Annotated in this window: 7 protein-coding genes and 1 tRNA gene; 7 read left to right on the top strand and 1 reads right to left on the bottom strand. The window is 59.9% G+C overall.

The features are described from left to right. Positions 1–57: 57 nt before the first annotated feature. From brnQ to P8A24_RS06685, 3 genes are all read left to right on the top strand, one after another. Positions 58–1398: a branched-chain amino acid transport system II carrier protein gene (brnQ, locus tag P8A24_RS06695; RefSeq protein ID WP_278057836.1), complete on the top strand. Its 1341-nt coding sequence runs from the start codon at positions 58–60 to the stop codon at positions 1396–1398. A gap of 292 nt (positions 1399–1690) precedes the next feature. Next, a complete protein-coding gene (locus P8A24_RS06690) occupies positions 1691–2914 on the top strand; it encodes an Abi family protein (protein WP_278057835.1) in 1224 nt (407 codons plus the stop codon). 71 nt (positions 2915–2985) lie between these two features. Next, positions 2986–3059 (top strand) — tRNA-Met (locus P8A24_RS06685). A 53-nt stretch (positions 3060–3112) separates the two neighbouring features. On the opposite strand, the gene P8A24_RS06680 is transcribed toward P8A24_RS06685, so the two are convergent. Further along, positions 3113–7840: a GDSL-type esterase/lipase family protein gene (locus P8A24_RS06680; RefSeq protein ID WP_278057834.1), complete on the bottom strand. Its 4728-nt coding sequence runs from the start codon at positions 7838–7840 to the stop codon at positions 3113–3115. A gap of 552 nt (positions 7841–8392) precedes the next feature. Between P8A24_RS06680 and P8A24_RS06675 the strand changes: the two genes are divergently transcribed. The 4 genes from P8A24_RS06675 (at position 8393) to P8A24_RS06660 (ending at position 17968) form a co-directional block, all read left to right on the top strand. Then, positions 8393–10192: a SpaH/EbpB family LPXTG-anchored major pilin gene (locus P8A24_RS06675; protein ID WP_278057833.1), complete on the top strand. Its 1800-nt coding sequence runs from the start codon at positions 8393–8395 to the stop codon at positions 10190–10192. Positions 10193–10405: 213 nt separating this feature from the next. After that, the gene (locus P8A24_RS06670) at positions 10406–11428 is read left to right on the top strand and encodes a class C sortase (protein ID WP_278057832.1); all 1023 of its coding nucleotides are present in this window, start codon (positions 10406–10408) and stop codon (positions 11426–11428) included. A gap of 37 nt (positions 11429–11465) precedes the next feature. Further along, entirely contained in the window at positions 11466–12266 is an 801-nt protein-coding gene (locus P8A24_RS06665; protein WP_278057831.1) for an isopeptide-forming domain-containing protein, read from the top strand. Continuing rightward, entirely contained in the window at positions 12263–17968 is a 5706-nt protein-coding gene (locus P8A24_RS06660) for a SpaA isopeptide-forming pilin-related protein (RefSeq protein ID WP_278057830.1), read from the top strand. Before P8A24_RS06665 ends, P8A24_RS06660 begins: the two co-directional genes overlap by 4 nt. Positions 17969–18307: the final 339 nt, after the last annotated feature.

The following is an 18307-nucleotide window of genomic DNA, read 5'->3' as shown; positions in this document are numbered from 1 at the left end:
GCTTGCCGCCGAAATTATGCGGGTCACGCAATTGTTTCCTCAACAAGAAAGTACACAATGCGCACTCTGCTGGTTTCTGGCCTTGCACTGTTTGCCATGTTCTTCGGGGCGGGCAACTTGATCCTTCCCACAATGATTGGAGTTAATGCCGGTGAGGCTGCCTGGGTGGCAGCCTTCGGCTTCCTGATTACGGGCGTGGCGTTGCCGGCACTGTCGATGATTGCGTACTCGACGAAGCGTGCGGGCGAGCCACATATTGGTGGGCGTATCGGCCGCCATCTCGGCCCGCTTCTCGTTCTGCTTGTGTTCCTTTCGTGTGGAATGCTCTACGGCATCCCGCGAGTGGCTGCGGTGAGCTTCGAGATGTCGGTGGCGCCGGTTCTCGGCGAGGGTGCGAACGTTGTACTCGCTCAAGCCTTGTTCCTTGCGGTGTTCTTCGCGATCGCGTTCCTTGCGGTTTTGCGCCCGAACCAGCTGGTGAACCGCATCGGCCTGGGTCTGACCCCAGTTCTTATGTTGCTCCTGGTCGCACTGATCATCGGCGCGTTCCAGGTTGCTCCGGCCGGCCATCCGGTCACTGCCGATTTCCAGGCTGCGCCCGTCGCGACCGGCGTGATCCAGGGCTATTTCACGATGGACGCGATCGCCGCGATCGTGTTCGGCGGCGTAATTTACTCGGCGATGGAGGCGGATGGTCGTCACGGTGCGTCGTTGCGCCGCGGTATGGCTGGCGCGGCTGCGGTTGCGGCTGGCATGCTGGCGCTGGTGTACCTCGGGCTTGTACGCGTGGGAATGGTTGGCGCTGGCGATAACGGCGCTGCGGTTCTCTCGAACGTTGCCAAGCAGCTCTTCGGCTCGAATGGCCAACTGGTATTCGGCTTGATTGTGTCGCTCGCGTGCCTGACGACGGTGCTCGGCTTGCTCGGCGCCTCCACCCAGTACTTCCACCGGATTTTCCCGCAAGTTTCCACTCGTGTCTGGCTCGTGGTGCACGTGCTTGTGGCGTTCGCGCTGGCGAACCTGGGCCTGACCAAGATCCTCGCCGTGGTGGCTCCGCTCAACCAGCTGCTTTACCCGGTGGCGATCTGTCTGGTGCTGGTTGCGCTGCTCGAGATGGGGTTGGGGCGCAAGCTGACGTGGGCGTATTATCTGCCCGCGTGGGTGAGTGCGGTGCTCGCGGTTCTGGAGGCGCTGAATTCCACCGGTTTGGCTGTGTTCGCTCCGCTGCGCACGTTCCTTAATTTCTTCCCGCTTGGTGCGTACCAGGTGGCGTGGCTTGTGCCGGCCCTGGTTGCGTTGGTGGTTGGGCTGGTGCTCGATTTCCGCTCGAATCCGGAGGTTCTTGCCGACGAGCCCGTCCGTTTGAACGATGATCTCACGACGCCGGTGTCCGCCTGACGACGGTGTCGGTAGGTGCGAGCGTCCTGGAAGTTCTTTCTTCCAGGACGCTCGTTATTTGTCGCAGATGCTTATGGGGGAAATATGGAGGCAGATCGACGCTGGATAGAGTCATAGATGGTTGGCTAATAATTATCGTGCTTCATGGCGCTTCTTAGCTCTATTTTCTACAATAGAAAAAGCCCTCGGCCGCTGATCTGACGAGAAGCGTAGCCGCATCGTTGAAACGAGAGGCGGCCAACCGAGGGCGTTCACTACTCGCCATCGTAAAGCAGAAATGGGGCATTTTGCAATGACTAATTTCGAGGAATTCATCCCGGAGCCACGGCTTCGGCCGTATCGTGAGGCGGCCGTGGGGGACGAGAGTCAGGCGCTCGCTCTCTACCGTTGGAGTCACTTGATGGCCTCGTCTTGTTGGACTGTGATTGCGCATTTTGAAGTGTTGCTTCGCCATCGGATCGATCAGGTGCTCAGTGAGCATTGTTCGGACGCTGATACGAGAATTCCATGGTTTTTCCGAGTGGATGTGCTCAAAGAATCTGAGCGCAAGACTGTTGCAACTGTCATCGATAGTCTTCGTGGCAGAAACACTAATCCAACGAAAAAGAAAGATCAAAAACATGGTGAGGTTGATACGCGTTATTACAACGGCGACCAACTGATCGCAGGGCTGTCATTTGGATTTTGGACACAACTATTCAAAACGGGGTACGAGGATCTATTCCGTAGTGTCCTCAGCCGAGCTTTTCTTGGTGACGGTGAAAATGAAGATTATGTGACGCGAAAACAAGTGAGTAGCGATCTTGAAAGTGTTCGCCAGTTTAGGAACAGGGTCGCGCATCACGATTCCCTTGTTCATGTGCCCATTTTTGATGAGATGGAGAGGATTTTTCGTTTAGTACGCGCGCTTAACCCCGAGGCAGAACGGTGGATCCGAGATGTTTCGGATTGGGAAGCGGTGTTCGGAGAACGCCCACTGAGACGCAACGATACTGTGGTTGTAGCTGCAAACGTTGCGTGGGATGTGTATGTGGAAACTTCAAAGAAATTTGGCGTGGGGTTCTACGTTGTTCAGCCAGGAAGATTTTTCCGTGATGTTGACAATCTGGCTTTCTATGAGAAGCAGGAGATTCATCGTGACGTGCCGGCGATTCTCCGGGTTGTGGACAATGTTGAGTGGACCCTTCAGAACGCGGAGAGGCGGAAGCGTTCTAAAGAAAAATACGATCCGAAGATTGGAGAATTTATCGAGTGGACTTTCGCAGAAGGTGCTTCCTATGAATGGCCCTCGGGGCGGTACAAGATTTTTGTGCTGACACCGGCTGGGGCAGACGATTCCAAGCGACGCCAAGGGCCGCGTCACGTTCGTCTGCGCAAGAAACTTCCGCATGAGCGCCGTGGCGCGGGCTCGGCATTTACACGAGGATGGCGTTACGTTTCGCTTGACAAGCTGAAGGTGGCTCGTGATACGAGCGACTTGGTGGCTAGGCAGAGTGACGTGGCGGCAGATGAATGAGGTGTGTGGGGGAGCGCACTCTTGCGGGGCTTGCGGATCTGGGAGTGAGTGCCTAAGATATATCAAGTCGCCGCGGGGTAGAGCAGCTCGGTAGCTCGTCGGGCTCATAACCCGGAGGTCGTCGGTTCAAATCCGGCCCCCGCCACGAAGCCAAGGCCCTCCAGCTAAGCTGGAGGGCCTTGTTGTCTCTCCTGTGGATCAGAACCAGGGGTTAGCGAATCCCCAGCCGACGTTCATTCCGAAAGGGTTCGGCTGCACAAGTTCGATTCGCAAAGGCGTCACCGGTGCGAACATGTTGCGGTTCACGCGGCACGAGCTCCAGCCCTGCGCATCCCACGGCCTGGTCCACTGAACGCGCTGGCCCCAACGCGCAGTGCTCGTCCAACGCGACGCATGGCTCCAACGTGGGGTCTCCATCCAGTGCGACTCCGGCGCCCAGAATGGTGTGTCGAACAGATCCGTCACCTGGGTCCAGTGCGGCGTGCTTTGCCAACCAGGCACGCGTCCCCAAGCGGGCGTGCCCGCCCAGTGCGGCCGACCGGTCCACAGAGCCAGACTCGGCATGGGATGCACAAACTCCACGCTCCACGAAAGCACAGACACGTGAGGCTTCGCGGGCTTGGCAGGTTTAGCTGGCTTTGCTGGCTTTGCTGGCTTTGCTGGCTTAGCAGGCTTAGCAGGCTTAGCGGGCTGAACCGGCGTCGCTGGCACGAGCTGCGTCCACGGAACGCTGACGATCGGCTTCTCCAGCTTCTTTGCCGGCACGACGGCGGGCGGCTCGAGTGGCAACGCTGGGCGAGTGCTCGGCGGCTCGAGTGGCAATGCCGGCATCACCGACGGCTTCTCAAGCTTCTTTGCCGGCACCACGGAAGGCTTTTCCAACGTCAGCGCAGGCATCACGCGCGGGTTCGCCTTCTCGGCGGCCACAACAACCTCTGGCATCCCCTTCACCCATTCGAGCCCGAACGAGCGGTAGTAGATGCCGTGCTCCTTGTGCTGGCTGGTGCCGTCTTCGGAGAGCATGCCGATGCGTCCGTCGTGTTGTACGGCGATGGTGACATAGCCGGTTGAGCCGGTGTTGAATACTTTGGGTGTCCAGCTGGCACCGTCGTTGGTGGAGACCCACACGGTTCCGTTGGAACGATCGTTGTTTTGCTGAGTTGCGTTCGAGCCAGTGATGCTCTGCGCGTTCGCGAAGATCAGCACCTTGGCGCGCGGATCATCGGCTTTCGCAAGCGGCCAGGCGCGCACGATCTGCCCGTTGGTTTTTCCATCGACGACGTCGGGCATGCGGGTCACTTCGCCCCATGTTTCGCCGCCGTCGCGGGAGATCGTTTGCCAGCGCTGGCCGGAGCCGTTTGCGGGCCCGTTCTTGTCGCGCGAGGTCATCAGCAGTGAGCCGTCCGACAGCTCGACCACCTTGTTCTCGTCCATTTTCGTGCCAACAGGCTTTCCTGGCGTCCAGGTGTCGCCGCCGTCGTCGGAGTAGAGCGAGAAGGCGCGCTGGTCACCCCGGAGTTCGTTCGCGAGCGTGAACTGCTGTACCAACCGGCCGGCGTGCTTCCCGTTGCGGATCTGAATGCCTTGTCCGGAGGCGGCGAACCTCCACTGCGCACTGTTCCCCGGCGTCACGACGTCGGTGATCACCTTGGAAGTCCAGGTGCGCCCGTCGTCGCGGGATTCGCTCACCTCCACGTGGACCACGTCTCGACGCGACGGGTCGGTTCCGTACTGCGATTCCTGGATTCCGGCGTCGTAGGAGCGCACGTGGAAGTTGAAGATCTTCCCGCTTTCCCAGTCCACCACGTAGGACGGGTCGGAGCAGCCGGTGAAGTCGGCACGCACGTCGGTGGGCACGCCGGAGCAGACGTTGCCTTCCTTAGTCCAGGTTTTGCCGTTGTCGGTGGAGCGGTACTGGACGATGGAGTTGGGGTTGGGGGAGTCTTCGCCGTTCTTCCACTTCGGGCCGATGAATCCCATCCAGTTCTTGCCGTTATAACCGGTGGTGACCTTCTTTTGCCAGGTGTCGTCTCCTGCCGAGAGCGGGCGCTCGTCGAACGCTGCGATGAGGTCGCCGCCCGGCGTCGCGGTAAGCGCGGGGATCCGGTAGTAGATCTTTCCTTCTTCGCGCTCAACTATCGCCGCCCGCTCGGTCATGTCCGTGATCCCCAGCGCAGCCGACGGCTCTGTGTGCAAGTTCGCGGTAACAACTTCGCGCTTCGCGATGCCTTCGCCCATCACGCGGTAGGTGACCTGCGCGGCTGAGTCGCGCTCGTAGGCGGTTGCGGAGGCGACGACGCCGGTGGCCACGTCGAGCCCCTCGAACACGGCTTCCTGGCCGGCCGGCACAACTTTCGTCACGCCCCACGAGCCGTCTTTCGCACCGACCCTCACGGCGACTTCGCCTGCGCCGGAAACAGCGGCGGTTTCCACGCGCACCACGCCGTCGGCCACGGCACCTGCGAGCGGCGTGCTCGCAGCCCGAGCCTTGATCGGCATCTGGTAGCGCAGCTGAGCCTGCGCCGAATCGGGCGTCCATACGCCGAGCTTGTCGAGGAAGAGTTGCGCCATGAGGCGCTGGCCGTTGTAGCCCGGGTGGATCGCAACCCCGCCACCCATGAGGAACTGGGTGTTAGCCTTCTCGTCACCTGCGGCCAGTAGCCACGGGTACGTGTTTGCGGCTTCGCGCCAGGGCGTGTACTGGTCCACAAGTTCCACGCCGAGTTCCTTCGCGAGCGTGATCACGCGCTTTGCATACGGTTCCACGCCCTTCCAGTTGCCGTCGTCCGACGGCGGAGGCGTACGCAGCACAATCGTGGCGCCCGGGCTGGCCGCCTTCACGCGCGCAACGATTTCGCGCATCTGCTGGGCGAACTTGTCCACGCTCATTCCGGCAACCTGTGCGTCGTTGGTGCCGAGCTGGATCGCGACGACGTCGGCGCCGGCCGCGTAGGCATCCACACGCGAAGCGGCGTTCGCAAGCGTCTTTTCCGCGGTCGCACCGGAAACTGCCGTGTTCACCACGACGTCGCCCGCGCGGCCGAGCTGCCCGTGGAGGTAGTCTTCGGTGATTTGCGGAACCGAATCGTAACCCCACGTGTGCCAGGCGCCGTGGGTGATCGAATCACCGATGAAGAGCCAACGCAGCGGCTTCTTGCCAGCGAGTTTCGCAGCGAGCGCGCCGTTTCCAGCGGTGCTCACCGGCGTCGCGTGGCCGGTTGTGAGATCGACGTCGATGGTGGCGAGTTGTGTGGCACCGTCGGCGGAGCGGGTCACCACACGCACGGTACCTTCGGTGGGCAGACCGGGCACGACGACGTCGGCGCCGGCTTTCGCCGTCACTTCGAGTTGCGAGGCGAGCGGGGAGAAAATGTTGCGATCGCGTGGCGTGATCGTATGGATCCACGAGCCTTCTGTGGCGAGCGTCAGGTGGAGCTTTCCGCCGACGAGTTTCGCCGTTGGTGCCTGCGTCAGGTACGACGTCGGTGCGGCTTCTTCACGAGCGGTCAGGTTTGGTTTGGTGTTCGGGAACTCGGCGTCGCTACCGTAGACGTCGCGCGCGAGATCGCGCGCGAGGTCGCGGTGGTTCGCCGCGGTTGGCGTCGCGGCGACGCTGGTGCGCGTGTGATCAACCACCGCCACGTGGGCAGGGTCGGCGCTCGCGGCCGCGACTTTCCGTATCGTCTCGAGAACTTTCGTTGCCTGGGGCTGCCCACCGAAGGGGCTTTCGATCACCGCAAATCGGCCCTCGCCGAGGCTGTGTGCCTTCTTGATGAACGTGGCGAGTTGGGCTTCGAGCGCCTCGAGCCCGCCAGCGTAATCGTCGGGCTGGACCAGGTAGGACACGGCCTTTGGGGCGAGCGCTGCGACTGTGCCAAACTGGGCGTTCACTGTGGCAAGCGTGTTACCTGCCTTGCCGAGATTAGTGGTGTAGCGCTGCATGCGCTGCTCTTTTTGCTCATTACCGAATGGGGCAACGCCAGCCTTCGTCCAGCGCACGTACTCCTCGAACTGCCCCACGTAGTGACGTGCTCCGCGGGTCTGGGCGAACCCGCCGGCCACGTTCTCGCCGCCGGTAAACACCCACGAGTTGTCCGGCGCGTCGGTAAAGAGCTCGCCCTTTGCAGTGCCGATCGAAGCATTGGCTTTCTCAGCTGCGGCTTGAGCCGGGTCGAGCGCACCGGCGCGAGTGATGGTTTGAGCGGCGTCGTCGGAGATGTTTGTGCCGGTCACCAGCACGTCGGAGATTTCGCCGTGGAAGCCGAAGAGGGTCTCGCCGGCGTCGGTCAGGTGCCCACCCACAGCCACGACGTCGGCGCTCAGCTTCTCGAACAAGCCAGCGTAGGTGGCGTTGGTGAAGTGGTAGATCTCGGTGCCGTCAACGGTGATGCGCCCGGTTTTGGCGTCGCCCGCGGTGATGGCCACCATGTGCCATTTGCCGTCGAAAATGTTTGCCTCTTTTTCGGCCTGGATCGGCGGAATCTCGTAGCGGATCTTGCCTTCGCCGGGCTTGAGGTAGAACTGTGCGCGCGAGTTGTCGCGTGTGAGGGCGGGTGTAGTGCCAGTTTTGTGGAGTCCGAGGAGGACTTGGTTTTCGCGGTGGGCCGGGTCTGCCTTGAAGCGGAGGAAAACGGTGCCGCGCGTGAGGCCAGCAAGTTGTGCGCCGTCGAGCTTCTTCGCTTTGCCGGTGAACGTTGCGTCCTCACCGGTGAACGACGCAACAAGTTTCGCCTGCACCTTCAGTGCGTCGAACATGGAGTTTTCGTGTGTTGAGGAGCTGGACGCGGGTTGGGTGACCGTCGTCGTGGGCGCGGAGGGGAGCGCCGACGCTGGTGCGCTGGTTGCGATCATGCCGAGGCTGGCTGTCACGGCGAGGATTGCCTGGGGGAGTGCGCCGAAGCGCGGGTGTGTTTGCAACGAGCCCATTTTTCTCGTCTTTCTCTTCGGTGACGCAACCTCTCCTTCGAGGAAAATACGTCAGACAAATCTGGGGGCAGGTCCATCATAAAAGGCGCAAAGTGGCATTGTCCGACAAATAAACTGACAAATTTCTGGAAAATATGTGGGCAATCCCTGCTACACAAGGGGGCGCTGTGTGGAGTCCACCTCGGGGATGATCGCTCTGTGATCTATCTCCGGAGGGTCTGGTTGTGGCGTGTTTTCGCGCCAAAATGATCGTGCATTGGCGTATGGGGAGGGTATGGGTAGTTATCCCCATGCTGTGCACGTGACTCGTCTGGCGTGGGCGGCTATATTCTTGTTTGTCACTAACTCACCAACTGTCACCATCAGGTGATGGGGGTTGAAAAACCGCCACGCCACGGGCGTTAGGGAATGTCACCACATTTCCTTGCTCGGATGGGGAAGTAATTCCGTGAGAGATCGCTGCCCGCAGGGGTGTGCGCTCTTTTTCAGACTTGGGTGATGACGTGTCTCAAACAATGACAGCCCCTCGGGGCTCGAAATTCAGGAGATTACATGAAGAACTCAATTCGCAAGTCTGCGATTGCCACCCTCGCGGCTGGCACGTTGCTTTTCTCGGGTGTTGCTGCGTCCACCGCTGCCTTCGCGCAGGATCAGGTTCCAGCTTCCGTGGTTGACGCCAACCTGAACGGCGGCAAGGGCACGATCCACCTCGTCAAGTACGACGATTCGAAGGGTACGAAGGATCCGACGGGCACCAAGGATCAGTTCGCTGACGGCCAGACCCCGAACCCGATTAAGGGTATCGAGTTCACCTTGACCCCGATCACTGCAGCTCCCGGTATCCCGTCGGTTGCGGACGCGGTGAAGTCGAACGACAAGATCAAGGAGCTCGGCGCTCTCCAGGCGTCCGCTGCTGAGGCTGCTCTGAAGGGCGGCGCTGGCTGGACCTTCGGCAATCCGATCGTTCAGAAGACTGGCGAGAATGGTGAAATCAATTTCGCGGATCTTCCGCTCGGTGTCTACCTCCTCCAGGAGACCAACTCGAAGGCCGCCGATGGCAAGACCTACAAGGGCGCTGCCGCATCGCTCGTTTACCTGCCGACCACCAACCCGAAGGATCAGTCCTCGTGGATTAAGTCGGAGAAGGGTGATCAGTATGCTGTGTGGGTTTACCCGAAGAACTCCCTCGAGAACAATGTGAAGGCTGTTGAGGACACGAACAAGGAAGTTGGCGAGACTGTTACCTACACGATCTCGGCTACCGTTCCGACCTCGAAGAAGCTCAAGACCCCGTTTGAGGGCCGTGAGTACGATCTCAACGAGTTCGGTTTCTGGGATAACCTCGACGAGAAGCTCCAGCTCCTCGATGCTAAGTCGGTGAAGGTGTCGGTTGGCACCGATGCTCAGAAGACGCAGCTGGAACCCGCGGACTTTGCGTCGACCATCTACAAGGGTGACGGCAAGGGCGTGAAGGAAGACGGCAAGGATGTGAAAGCAACGGGCCAGGAGCTCGTTGTTGCGCTGACCAACTCGGGTCTCGATAAGGTTGCGAAGGCGAAGATCGCCGACTCGACCGTGAAGGTTTACCTTGAGTTCTCGCCGAAGGTGATGGCTTCCGGTCTCGCACCGAACCAGGCGATCGTTGTGAAGAACAACGGTGAGGGTAAGGGCACGACCATCCCTGAGCCGACGAACCCGCCGGAGAACCCGGACAAGGGTGAGAAGACCAACACGGTTGTCACCGGTTGGGGCAAGATCGAGATCACCAAGACCGACGGCGACAAGAAGAAGCTCAAGGGCGCCGAGTTCGAGGTGTACGGCATCACCAAGGGTGGCAAGAAGGAAAAGATCTCGATCAATGGCCAGGACAAGTGGACCACCCCGGACAGCGGCGTTGTGACGATCGACGGCCTGCACGCCAACAACCTCGAGGATTTTACCAAGACTGGCGAGTCGATCTCGAATGACCAGTACAAGTCGTACGAGCTTCTCGAGACGAAGGCTCCGGTGGTCGATGGTGTTCAGTACGAGCTGAATCGCACCCCGATTCCGTTCACCATCGAGGTCAAGGAACTGACCAAGGTCACCACTGAGGAAACCTGGACACTCGACGCTCAGGGCAACGTGGTCTCCAAGGATTCCGCTGTGAAGACCACCGTTGAGTCGGTCTCCACCCCGGCGTCGGACAAGACCCTCTCGCTGTTCAAGGCAACCGAAGTTGTCAACATCCCGGTTAAGCCGAAGCTTCCGCTCACCGGTGGTGCTGGTATTGCCGCGTTCGGCATCCTCGGCCTCGCCGTGATCGGTGGCGGCCTCTACGCTGCAAAGCGCAACGAGAAGAAGAACGCCTGATTCTCCTCTCAAAACCAGTAATTCACTGGTAAATCTCCTGGTGGGCCCCGCCCCGGAAGAGTGCAAAACCTTTCGGGGCGGGTAGCCCGCCAACAAGACGCCACTCACACCGGCGTCGTCGGCCCCACCAGCCGAACACTGGTTCTCCAGAACCCCCTGTCACCACAGGAACCTCCGCAACGCGGAGAAAGACTCACAAAAGAAAGCCTCAAAATGTCTCTCACAGAAATTTCCGCTCGCAAAAGCGAGGTGAAAACCGAAAAGCCCAAGAAGAAATCCTCCATGCTGGTCCCAGCACTGGTGATTCTTCTCGGTATCGCGATCCTCCTGTACCCGATCGTCTCCACGCAGTGGAACAACTATCAGCAGCAGCAGGCCGCGGCCGAGTACGCGAAATTCGTGAAGAAGGCAGACACCAAGGCCCTTGAAAAGTCCCTCGAAGAAGCCCACCGTTACAATGCTGAGCGCACGGTTGGCCCGATCCTCGATCCGTGGACGGAGCGTCTGGCTGACGATAACGAGCCCTACAAGGAGTACCTCGCTCAGCTGAACGTCACCGGCGTGATGGCTCGCCTCGTGATCCCGTCGATCAAAGCGGACCTGCCCGTGTTCCACGGAACCCGCCCGGACACGCTGGAGAAAGGCATCGGCCACCTGTTCGGCACCGACCTCCCCGTGGGTGGCCCCTCAACCCATTCGGTCCTCACCGGCCACACCGGCCTGCAAACCGCCACCTTGTTCGACAATCTCGACAAGATGAAAAAAGGCGATTCGATCTACATCGACGTGGCGGGGGAGAAGCTTCGTTACGTGGTGTCTGGCACGGAAGTGGTGTTGCCTGATGAGGCAGAAAACCTCTACAAGGTGGAAGGTCGCGACCTTCTCACCCTGATCACCTGTACTCCGTATGGTGTGAACTCGCACCGTCTGCTTGTGCATGCTGAGCGTGCCCCAATGGATGACGCCGGCAAGGCTGCCCTCGAAGATGGCGTCGGCACCACGATCCAGTGGTGGATGTGGGCATTCGGGGGAGTAGCGCTCCTCGCGGTCCTCGCGCTGGTGTTCTTCATGATGAAGTCACGCCGCCGCAACAAGGACGATCAAGCCGACGTTACCAGCCCGAACGCGGCCGAACTTCCGCAGGCTGAAGCGCAACCCGCCACCGACGTCGTCGAAACCGGCGACGATACTTCACCGACCGACGTCGCGGACTCTGCGCCCACCAGCGACAACTGATACTCACCACCCACTCACCGTTAGCAAAGAAGGACACATGACTTTCCAAGCTCACCACAACGCAGCCCGACGCGGCACAGTGATCCTCGCCCTCACCGGCGTGATCGCGCTCGCGCCGCTCACGGCGCATGCGCAGACCATCACGGGCGACACCCCGAAGGCGGACGTGACATGCGATGCTGGCTCGCTGGCCATCTCCATGCCCACGCCCAACCCCTTCGACAAAGTGGCGCCCGGCCAACTCAAAGACCCCAGCGGCATCGGCGTGGAACTCACCGCCAAGCAGGTCAAAGGCTACGACCTCACCCGCTTCGCGAACTGGGCAGGAATCGACAAACTCACCGTCGCTGACGCCGAGAAGGCCGGTTTCGTGGGGGAGCCTCATGTGGCCGTGACCGGCAAGGACGCGGTGGCTCGCTTCGGGAACCTCCCCATCGGCCTGTACGTCGTGAGCGCGACAATGCCGCACGTGCCCGGCTACAAGGTGAGCCAGATGGATCCGTTCATCGTGTCCGTGCCCCTCGGCGAAGGCGACCACTGGGACTGCTCCGTCGAAATCGCGGCCAAGACACACTTCGACGTCACGCCCGAACCCACCACTCCGCCGTCGACGCCACCGAGCACACCGCCGACGGTGCCCCCAACAGTGCCCCCGCCCCCGGGCGTGCCGCCGGTCCCGCCGCCGCTGCCGCCCACCGGCACACCCCCAACCCCGCCCCGACTTCCGTGGACAGGCGCCTCCGTGGCTGCCGCAGGAATCGCAGCATTTGGACTTATTGGCACCGGCTCGCTGCTGGCCGCCAAACGACGCAAGAACGATGAGGAGAACGATCGATGAAAACGCAGATGACCGCCGCGATTGCGGCCACGCGTGACGCGATGGGATCGCGGGCGGCAAAAGCCGCCGGCGTGCTATTCGCCGTGCTCGCCCTCGTTCTCGCAACGCTCGTTTCCCCGGTCGTGTTTGGTGGGACGAGCGCGTCAGCACTCGATCGTAGCCAAATCGGCGTGATCGGAACCTCCGATGCGCGTGACACGGCAAACAACTATGTTCAGGTGGGTTCCTACCTTCAAATCACTCCGCAGACTCCCCGCCCGCCGGCAGGCCAACAGGCGTTCGTGTTCCTGACCCTGAAAGACATCAACAAGAAGCCCGACAACCTGGTTAGGTCGTACGCTCAATATGATGCCACCAACACCGCAGTCCCGAAGGATGGCAAAGAACTCCAAGACTTCACCGTTGTCAACGATCCGAACACGAGGAACGCCGTTTACGGCTGGACTATCCCAGCGAACACCGCCCTGCAGGATGGTAAGTACATTAACGCCTTCCTGAACTTGAACAACGTCTACAAGTTCAGTGGCGTACGCCTTGACGTGTTCTCAGCGCCGACTGGTTCGAATATCCAGGATGTGTGGAACGCGGTCAATGCTCCGCAGGAAACCGTCAAGCCAATCGAACCAACTTTTGATTCCAACACCGGCCGTCTGACCATTCATGGCGTGCCCGGCGTCCAGTACGTCAATGCTGAAAACTCAAAGCTTATTGGCGAAAACGGACAACAGATCCCTGTTGGACAAGACGGTGTCATTCAGCTCAAGGATGGCCAGACTATCAAGGCTATTCGTGCGATTGCTGTTGATCCATATCAACTCGATCCGCAGGCCCCCAGCCAGTTCGGACCATACACCTACAACGCGCCGAAGCCGGCCGAGCCGAAGCAGGATCCGTCAACTCAGGCGCCCAAGCAGGATCCGTCGTCGTCGGCTGATGCGCCGGCTGAACAACCTGTGCAGACTGTCACACCTGATCCTGTGCAATTTAACGACAACAATGACGGCACAGGCTCCTACACTGTGCCAACCAAGGCCGGTGTCGAATACCTCCTTAAAGACCAGGTTCTGCAGCAGGGGAACACCTATGACGTGACCAACCCTGGAACTGTGACTATCACAGCACAGGCGGCACAAGGATACGCCCTGACGAAGAGCCCGAATTCCGGCTCCGGAGATTGGAGCTGGACCCACGAATTCAAGGCGCCTGACGCTCCGGCACAGCCGGGCGGAGACGCGATCGACGCGACCCCGAAGTCGGAAGGCCCCCTCGGCGTCATTACCGAAAAGTGCGTCTACACGCCTGCCGACGGGACTAAGCTCTCCGTCGTCGGCGCAACTCCCGGAACCGCCGAGGCTGCCGTGCCGCCAACAATGCGACAGGTGTACTCGCTTGGCAAGAACGGAGTTGTTTATCAGGTGACGATGGGGGAGAAGCAGGAACTCCTGCCCAATCTTTTCCCGATCTTCAACTTTGCTAAGCCTGACACGACGTTCGAAGGCCTCGCAATGCAGTTCAACGCCGATGGCCAGCTCGAAGCCTACGTTCTCGGCTCGGACAACCACGTCTACCGCCAGGTTTTCGGCTCGGCGACAACCGAAGATCTCGGCGATCAAGCGTCACGCAGACGCCACTTCGATCCCACCAGTGACTACGTGCTTGGCGCGGCGATGAAGGACGGAAAGTACTACTACGCCACCGTCGATGGCCTGGCTGCAAGCCAGCGAGACAAAGACCACAAGCTCCAGCAATGGGCCACTGTTATCTCGTTCTACGAGTTCGACCCGGTGACCAAGCAGGACAAGCGCCTGTGGACTCAAACATTTGATCGCAAGGGCACGGACGACTGGTGGACACTCCAGTTCCCGACCCTTGACTCCATCAAGCAATACCCGATCGCCGGTGACATTGACTTTGACAACAAGGGCAACCTCCTCCTGTCATGGGGTGGTGGGTACGACACCAGCTACAAGGACGTGAACCTGCAAGGCTCGGGCTACCAGCTCGCGGTCCTCTCCGGCTGGAACACCAACAACCCCGTCGAGAATGGTGCACAGCCGGGATACATTCCTGGCGGCCTCTCCGCAGTTAACGGTCGTGACGGCATCGCCATGCTCGACGGACGTCTCTTTGCCAGCTTCACGCAAGACGGCTTCGCCGAAGAAAAGGACATCAACTACCCTGCCCCTGGTAGCGGATTCACACTGCAGAACGCGACGCTCCCGCCGTCGATGGCAGTCTCCGTCGACCTCGCGGTTCCCTCCGGAAAAATCCCGGCGAAGCCGCCAGTCGCACCAGGCGGACAAGGCGATGCTGCTTCCGCAGGCACAGTGGATGGAACCCAGTCCTCAGCGCCGGCAGTAACCCTCGGCCTTGGCGCTGCAGGAAAGCAGGAAGGCTACGCGCTCGCCCAAAACGGCAACGTTTACCACGTCTCAGAAGACAACGTGCCCAGCCCCGACCAGAAGCCCGTCTTCTCCTTTGGTGCCGGAAAGTGTGCGATGCCGAACTACGAAGGTCTCGCTATGCGCAAGAACGGTGAGAAGTCCTATCTTGCCTTCGCCGTTGGTGGCGACAAGGCGATCCTCATGTTCAACCCGGAGAACAACAAGGTCTTCCAGCTCGGTGAGCTACCGGATCTCAAGGGTGGACATGTGATCGGCGGCGCAATCGATCCTGAGACGAACGCGTACGTCATTCAGACGGGCCGCGTCGAGAACGGAAAGGTCATCATCGACCTCTACAAGGTGACCCCTCCGGCGTCGTCGGACCAGCCGTGGAACCTGAGCTCGCTCGGCTCCTACGCCCCGAAGGGCGTGGACCCGTCCGCGCCGATGTACGGCGACATCGACTTCGATGCCGCAGGTAATGTCCGCATCATGGTCGGCAACGTCACTGGCTTCTCCCGGTTCTACGACGTCCCCAAGGCGGCGCTGAGCTGGCAGCAGCAGGCGACACCACTGGACTTCAAGGGCGGCTTCTCGTCCGATCCGCTCGGCAACGGGCAGAACGGCCTGATCCTCCTCAACCCGGCTGATCTCAACGGCTCTACCATGATGCTCGCTGGCACCCGCCAGCCCGACGCCGGTAAGCAGGTTGATTTCTCGGCCAATCCTGACGGCTGGTACGCCGCGATGCAGCCTAACTGGGCAACGCTCACCATCGACCAGAAGCACCTCGCTTTCGGTACTCCGCGGCCTGTCGACATGGCACGTCTTCCTTCCGAAGTGGCGCCAGTGATCGCACCGGATCCGGTCAAGCCCGAGGCACCCAAGCAGTGGAACCCCCCGGTGCTTCCGAAAGCAACCAAGGTTGTTACTGAGCCGCCGAGCTACGGAACCACTGAGCAGTGCCAGGTAAAGTCCAACACCTATTGGATTTCGACCGGTCCGCGTTTCGACTCCTCCGGACAGCCCATGCGTTACGTTGAGCTCTCGACCGAGCCGAATGCAGATGACACTGCCTCATCGAATAACACTGCAACAGTGTCCAACCTTGCTCTGTCCAACATCCGCCGTGGAGAGTCCAACTTGCCGGATTCGGCGTTCACGGAAGATATTGCTGTTGACCCGACCAACACCTACATGTACGGCCTGGCCAACGGAAAGAGCGACACCGATAACGTCTGGATTCGTGCATTCAAGATTGTCCGTGATTCTTCAGGGAAAGCAACGAGCCTGGAGTGGCTCCAAGATTTCAATACTGGGGTCTCGCAGTCGAAGTTCAACGCGTACCAGCCGTACTACCAGGGTGGTTCCGTTAACTCTCTGAGCTATCGCTTCGCTGGCCAGAACAATGATGTCCCGACTCTCATTTGGGGTGGACAGTTCAACCAGTCGGCATACGAGGCCAGGATTGATCCGACGAGCCATAAGATCGTTTCTAACGGTTCCACCGAAATCAAGGTGCCGTTGTTTGGATACTCGCGCCTCAATGGCGAGCCTGTTCAGAACATTGTTCCTGGAAACGGGCCGGAGAAGAACGACGGCACTCAAGGCATTGGACGCCCCGCAGGCTGGGGCGGCGACTTCGTCACTGCTGCAGATGGAAAGATTTACGGGGCAACCCAGCAATCGTTCATCTACCAGTTCACTAAGAATGCCGACGGCTCACTGAAGGCTCAAAACATCATTGGTCGAGTGATTCCGCCATCGATGTTCGGTGGAAACGATGGTGGAACCCGAACTGTCCCGCTGACCGGAATCTCAAATGACCCATTCGCGAGCCGCAAGGCCTCGGCAGACGCACTGACCCCGTTCGGTCTGGCGTTCGTCAACCACCATTTCGTGGCGATCTACGGATACCGTGCTGATGGTCGTGTGGCCGTCGATTCAGGAGTATACGAACTCACCGGTCTGACGGGGCAGGAGGCCTACGACAAGTTCAAGAACACTGGTTTCGTTCCAGACCCGGTTTACTTCAACCTCGACAAGCGCACCGGCAAGGTGACCGCTAAGCCAGGTTATGAAGGATTCCTGTTCTACGTCCCTCGTGAGATTGTTGGCCACTCGCAGACCGTTGGTGGTCCGACCGATATGAACACCTACGGCATGACCTCAGCTGGCGAGTCCGGCGTGGAGTGTCCGCCGGTGAAGGTGGAGAAGAAGTTCGATTCAGTCTCGGACGCGGATAACAACGGTGTCTACACTGCAAAGTACACGATCACCGTGACCAATGAAGGGAAGGCGCAGACCACATACTCCTTGAACGACACTCCGCAATTCGATGAGTCAGTTCGCGTAGTGACGAGTGCGGACGCCTCGGTGGATTACACCTGGGAGAAGGACTTTGGCACCTTCGTTGGTCCCCTTGATCCGCGTGGTGGTGACCCGAAGTACGCTGTACGAACTGCATACTCGTACAAGAATTCCACGAATCCGGAGACAACCACGTTGATCGCTACTGGATCACGAACGTCGCTGCCACATGCGGCCCATTCAGGGCAGCGAAGCCGTGTAGCGGGGCCGTTCCCGGTATTCCAGAACCGACGCGACAACGGTTTTGAAAAGAAGATCGATGCAGGCCAGATCGATACCTTCACGGTCACTGTTCCGTTCAAGTTCGTCAAAGGCAAGTCATGGAGCGTGGACTACGAGAAGTGCTCCGGCCACAACACCCCGCAAAAGGGACTGTTCAACACGGCAACCCTGAAGTCGGGTAGCAAAGAGCAATTCGCTTGGGCATGTGGTGACCGCACCGAAAAGCACGGCCTCGAGCTCGTGCTCACTAAGGTGAACGGCGACGACAAGAATGAGATCCTCGACGGTTCCGAGTTCACGCTCTACCAGGGCGACCCTGCGAAGGGCGGCAAGGAACTGGCTAAGCTGAACGGCGACCAGAAGTCGGTGCTGCGCTACAGGTTCGACACCACAAAGAGCGAGATTCAGACTGGAGCCTACTACCTCGTGGAGTCGAAGGCTCCGAGCGGAAAGTCTCTGCTCCATGCTCCGATCGTGTTCACCGTGGCGAAGAACTCTGCTGGTGACTACACAGTGACACCGAAGGGCGAGAACTCGAACAACTCGTTCATCACCTGGAACACCGAGGTTGATAACCTCACGGTCGCTCGCGTGGCAATCGCCAACTTCCACACCGGTGATCTGCCGAAGTCTGGTGGTGCGGGTGTTGCCGGTTACGCGGTCGCTGGTCTCCTGGTCCTGGCGGGCGGCGTTTGGGCTGCACGTCGCGAAACCAAGGTAGCGTGATCGAAGGCTGGGCGGGCTCGCCCCCTCGCGAGCCCACCCGAACCGTGAAACGTGGCGCGGCACCCGTGAGTGTGCAGTCCGGGTGACGCGCTGGCGCGGCGAATGGTTTTTGTGAGTTACATCCGCCGCAATCGGCCGGCCGTCATTGGTGAATGACGTGCCAGCAAGGTGAGGGGCAGCCAATCGGCTGCCCCTCACCTTTTATTCGATCCGCGCTCGATGAGCCGCGCGCTTATGGAACACCGCGCGCGAGCCGGCCGGATCGAAAGAAACGTTCATCCCACCAATTTTACCCGCGCGTTTTTTATTCTTTTTTATTTTATTTATTTGGCTTTTGAC

The organism is Arcanobacterium wilhelmae, assembly GCF_029632765.1.
Taxonomy (GTDB): Bacteria; Actinomycetota; Actinomycetes; order Actinomycetales; family Actinomycetaceae; genus Arcanobacterium; species Arcanobacterium wilhelmae.
Note: the sequence above shows the minus strand (reverse complement) of the source record. Positions and strands in the feature narration are given on the sequence as shown.

What these genes read in the sequence shown, in the direction of transcription:
- brnQ (WP_278057836.1), top strand. Translation starts at nt 58, where the DNA reads ATGCGCACTCTGCTGGTTTCTGGCCTTGCACTGTTTGCCATGTTCTTC.
- P8A24_RS06690 (WP_278057835.1), top strand. Translation starts at nt 1,691, where the DNA reads ATGACTAATTTCGAGGAATTCATCCCGGAGCCACGGCTTCGGCCGTAT.
- P8A24_RS06680 (WP_278057834.1), bottom strand. Translation starts at nt 7,840, where the DNA reads ATGGGCTCGTTGCAAACACACCCGCGCTTCGGCGCACTCCCCCAGGCA.
- P8A24_RS06675 (WP_278057833.1), top strand. Translation starts at nt 8,393, where the DNA reads ATGAAGAACTCAATTCGCAAGTCTGCGATTGCCACCCTCGCGGCTGGC.
- P8A24_RS06670 (WP_278057832.1), top strand. Translation starts at nt 10,406, where the DNA reads ATGTCTCTCACAGAAATTTCCGCTCGCAAAAGCGAGGTGAAAACCGAA.
- P8A24_RS06665 (WP_278057831.1), top strand. Translation starts at nt 11,466, where the DNA reads ATGACTTTCCAAGCTCACCACAACGCAGCCCGACGCGGCACAGTGATC.
- P8A24_RS06660 (WP_278057830.1), top strand. Translation starts at nt 12,263, where the DNA reads ATGAAAACGCAGATGACCGCCGCGATTGCGGCCACGCGTGACGCGATG.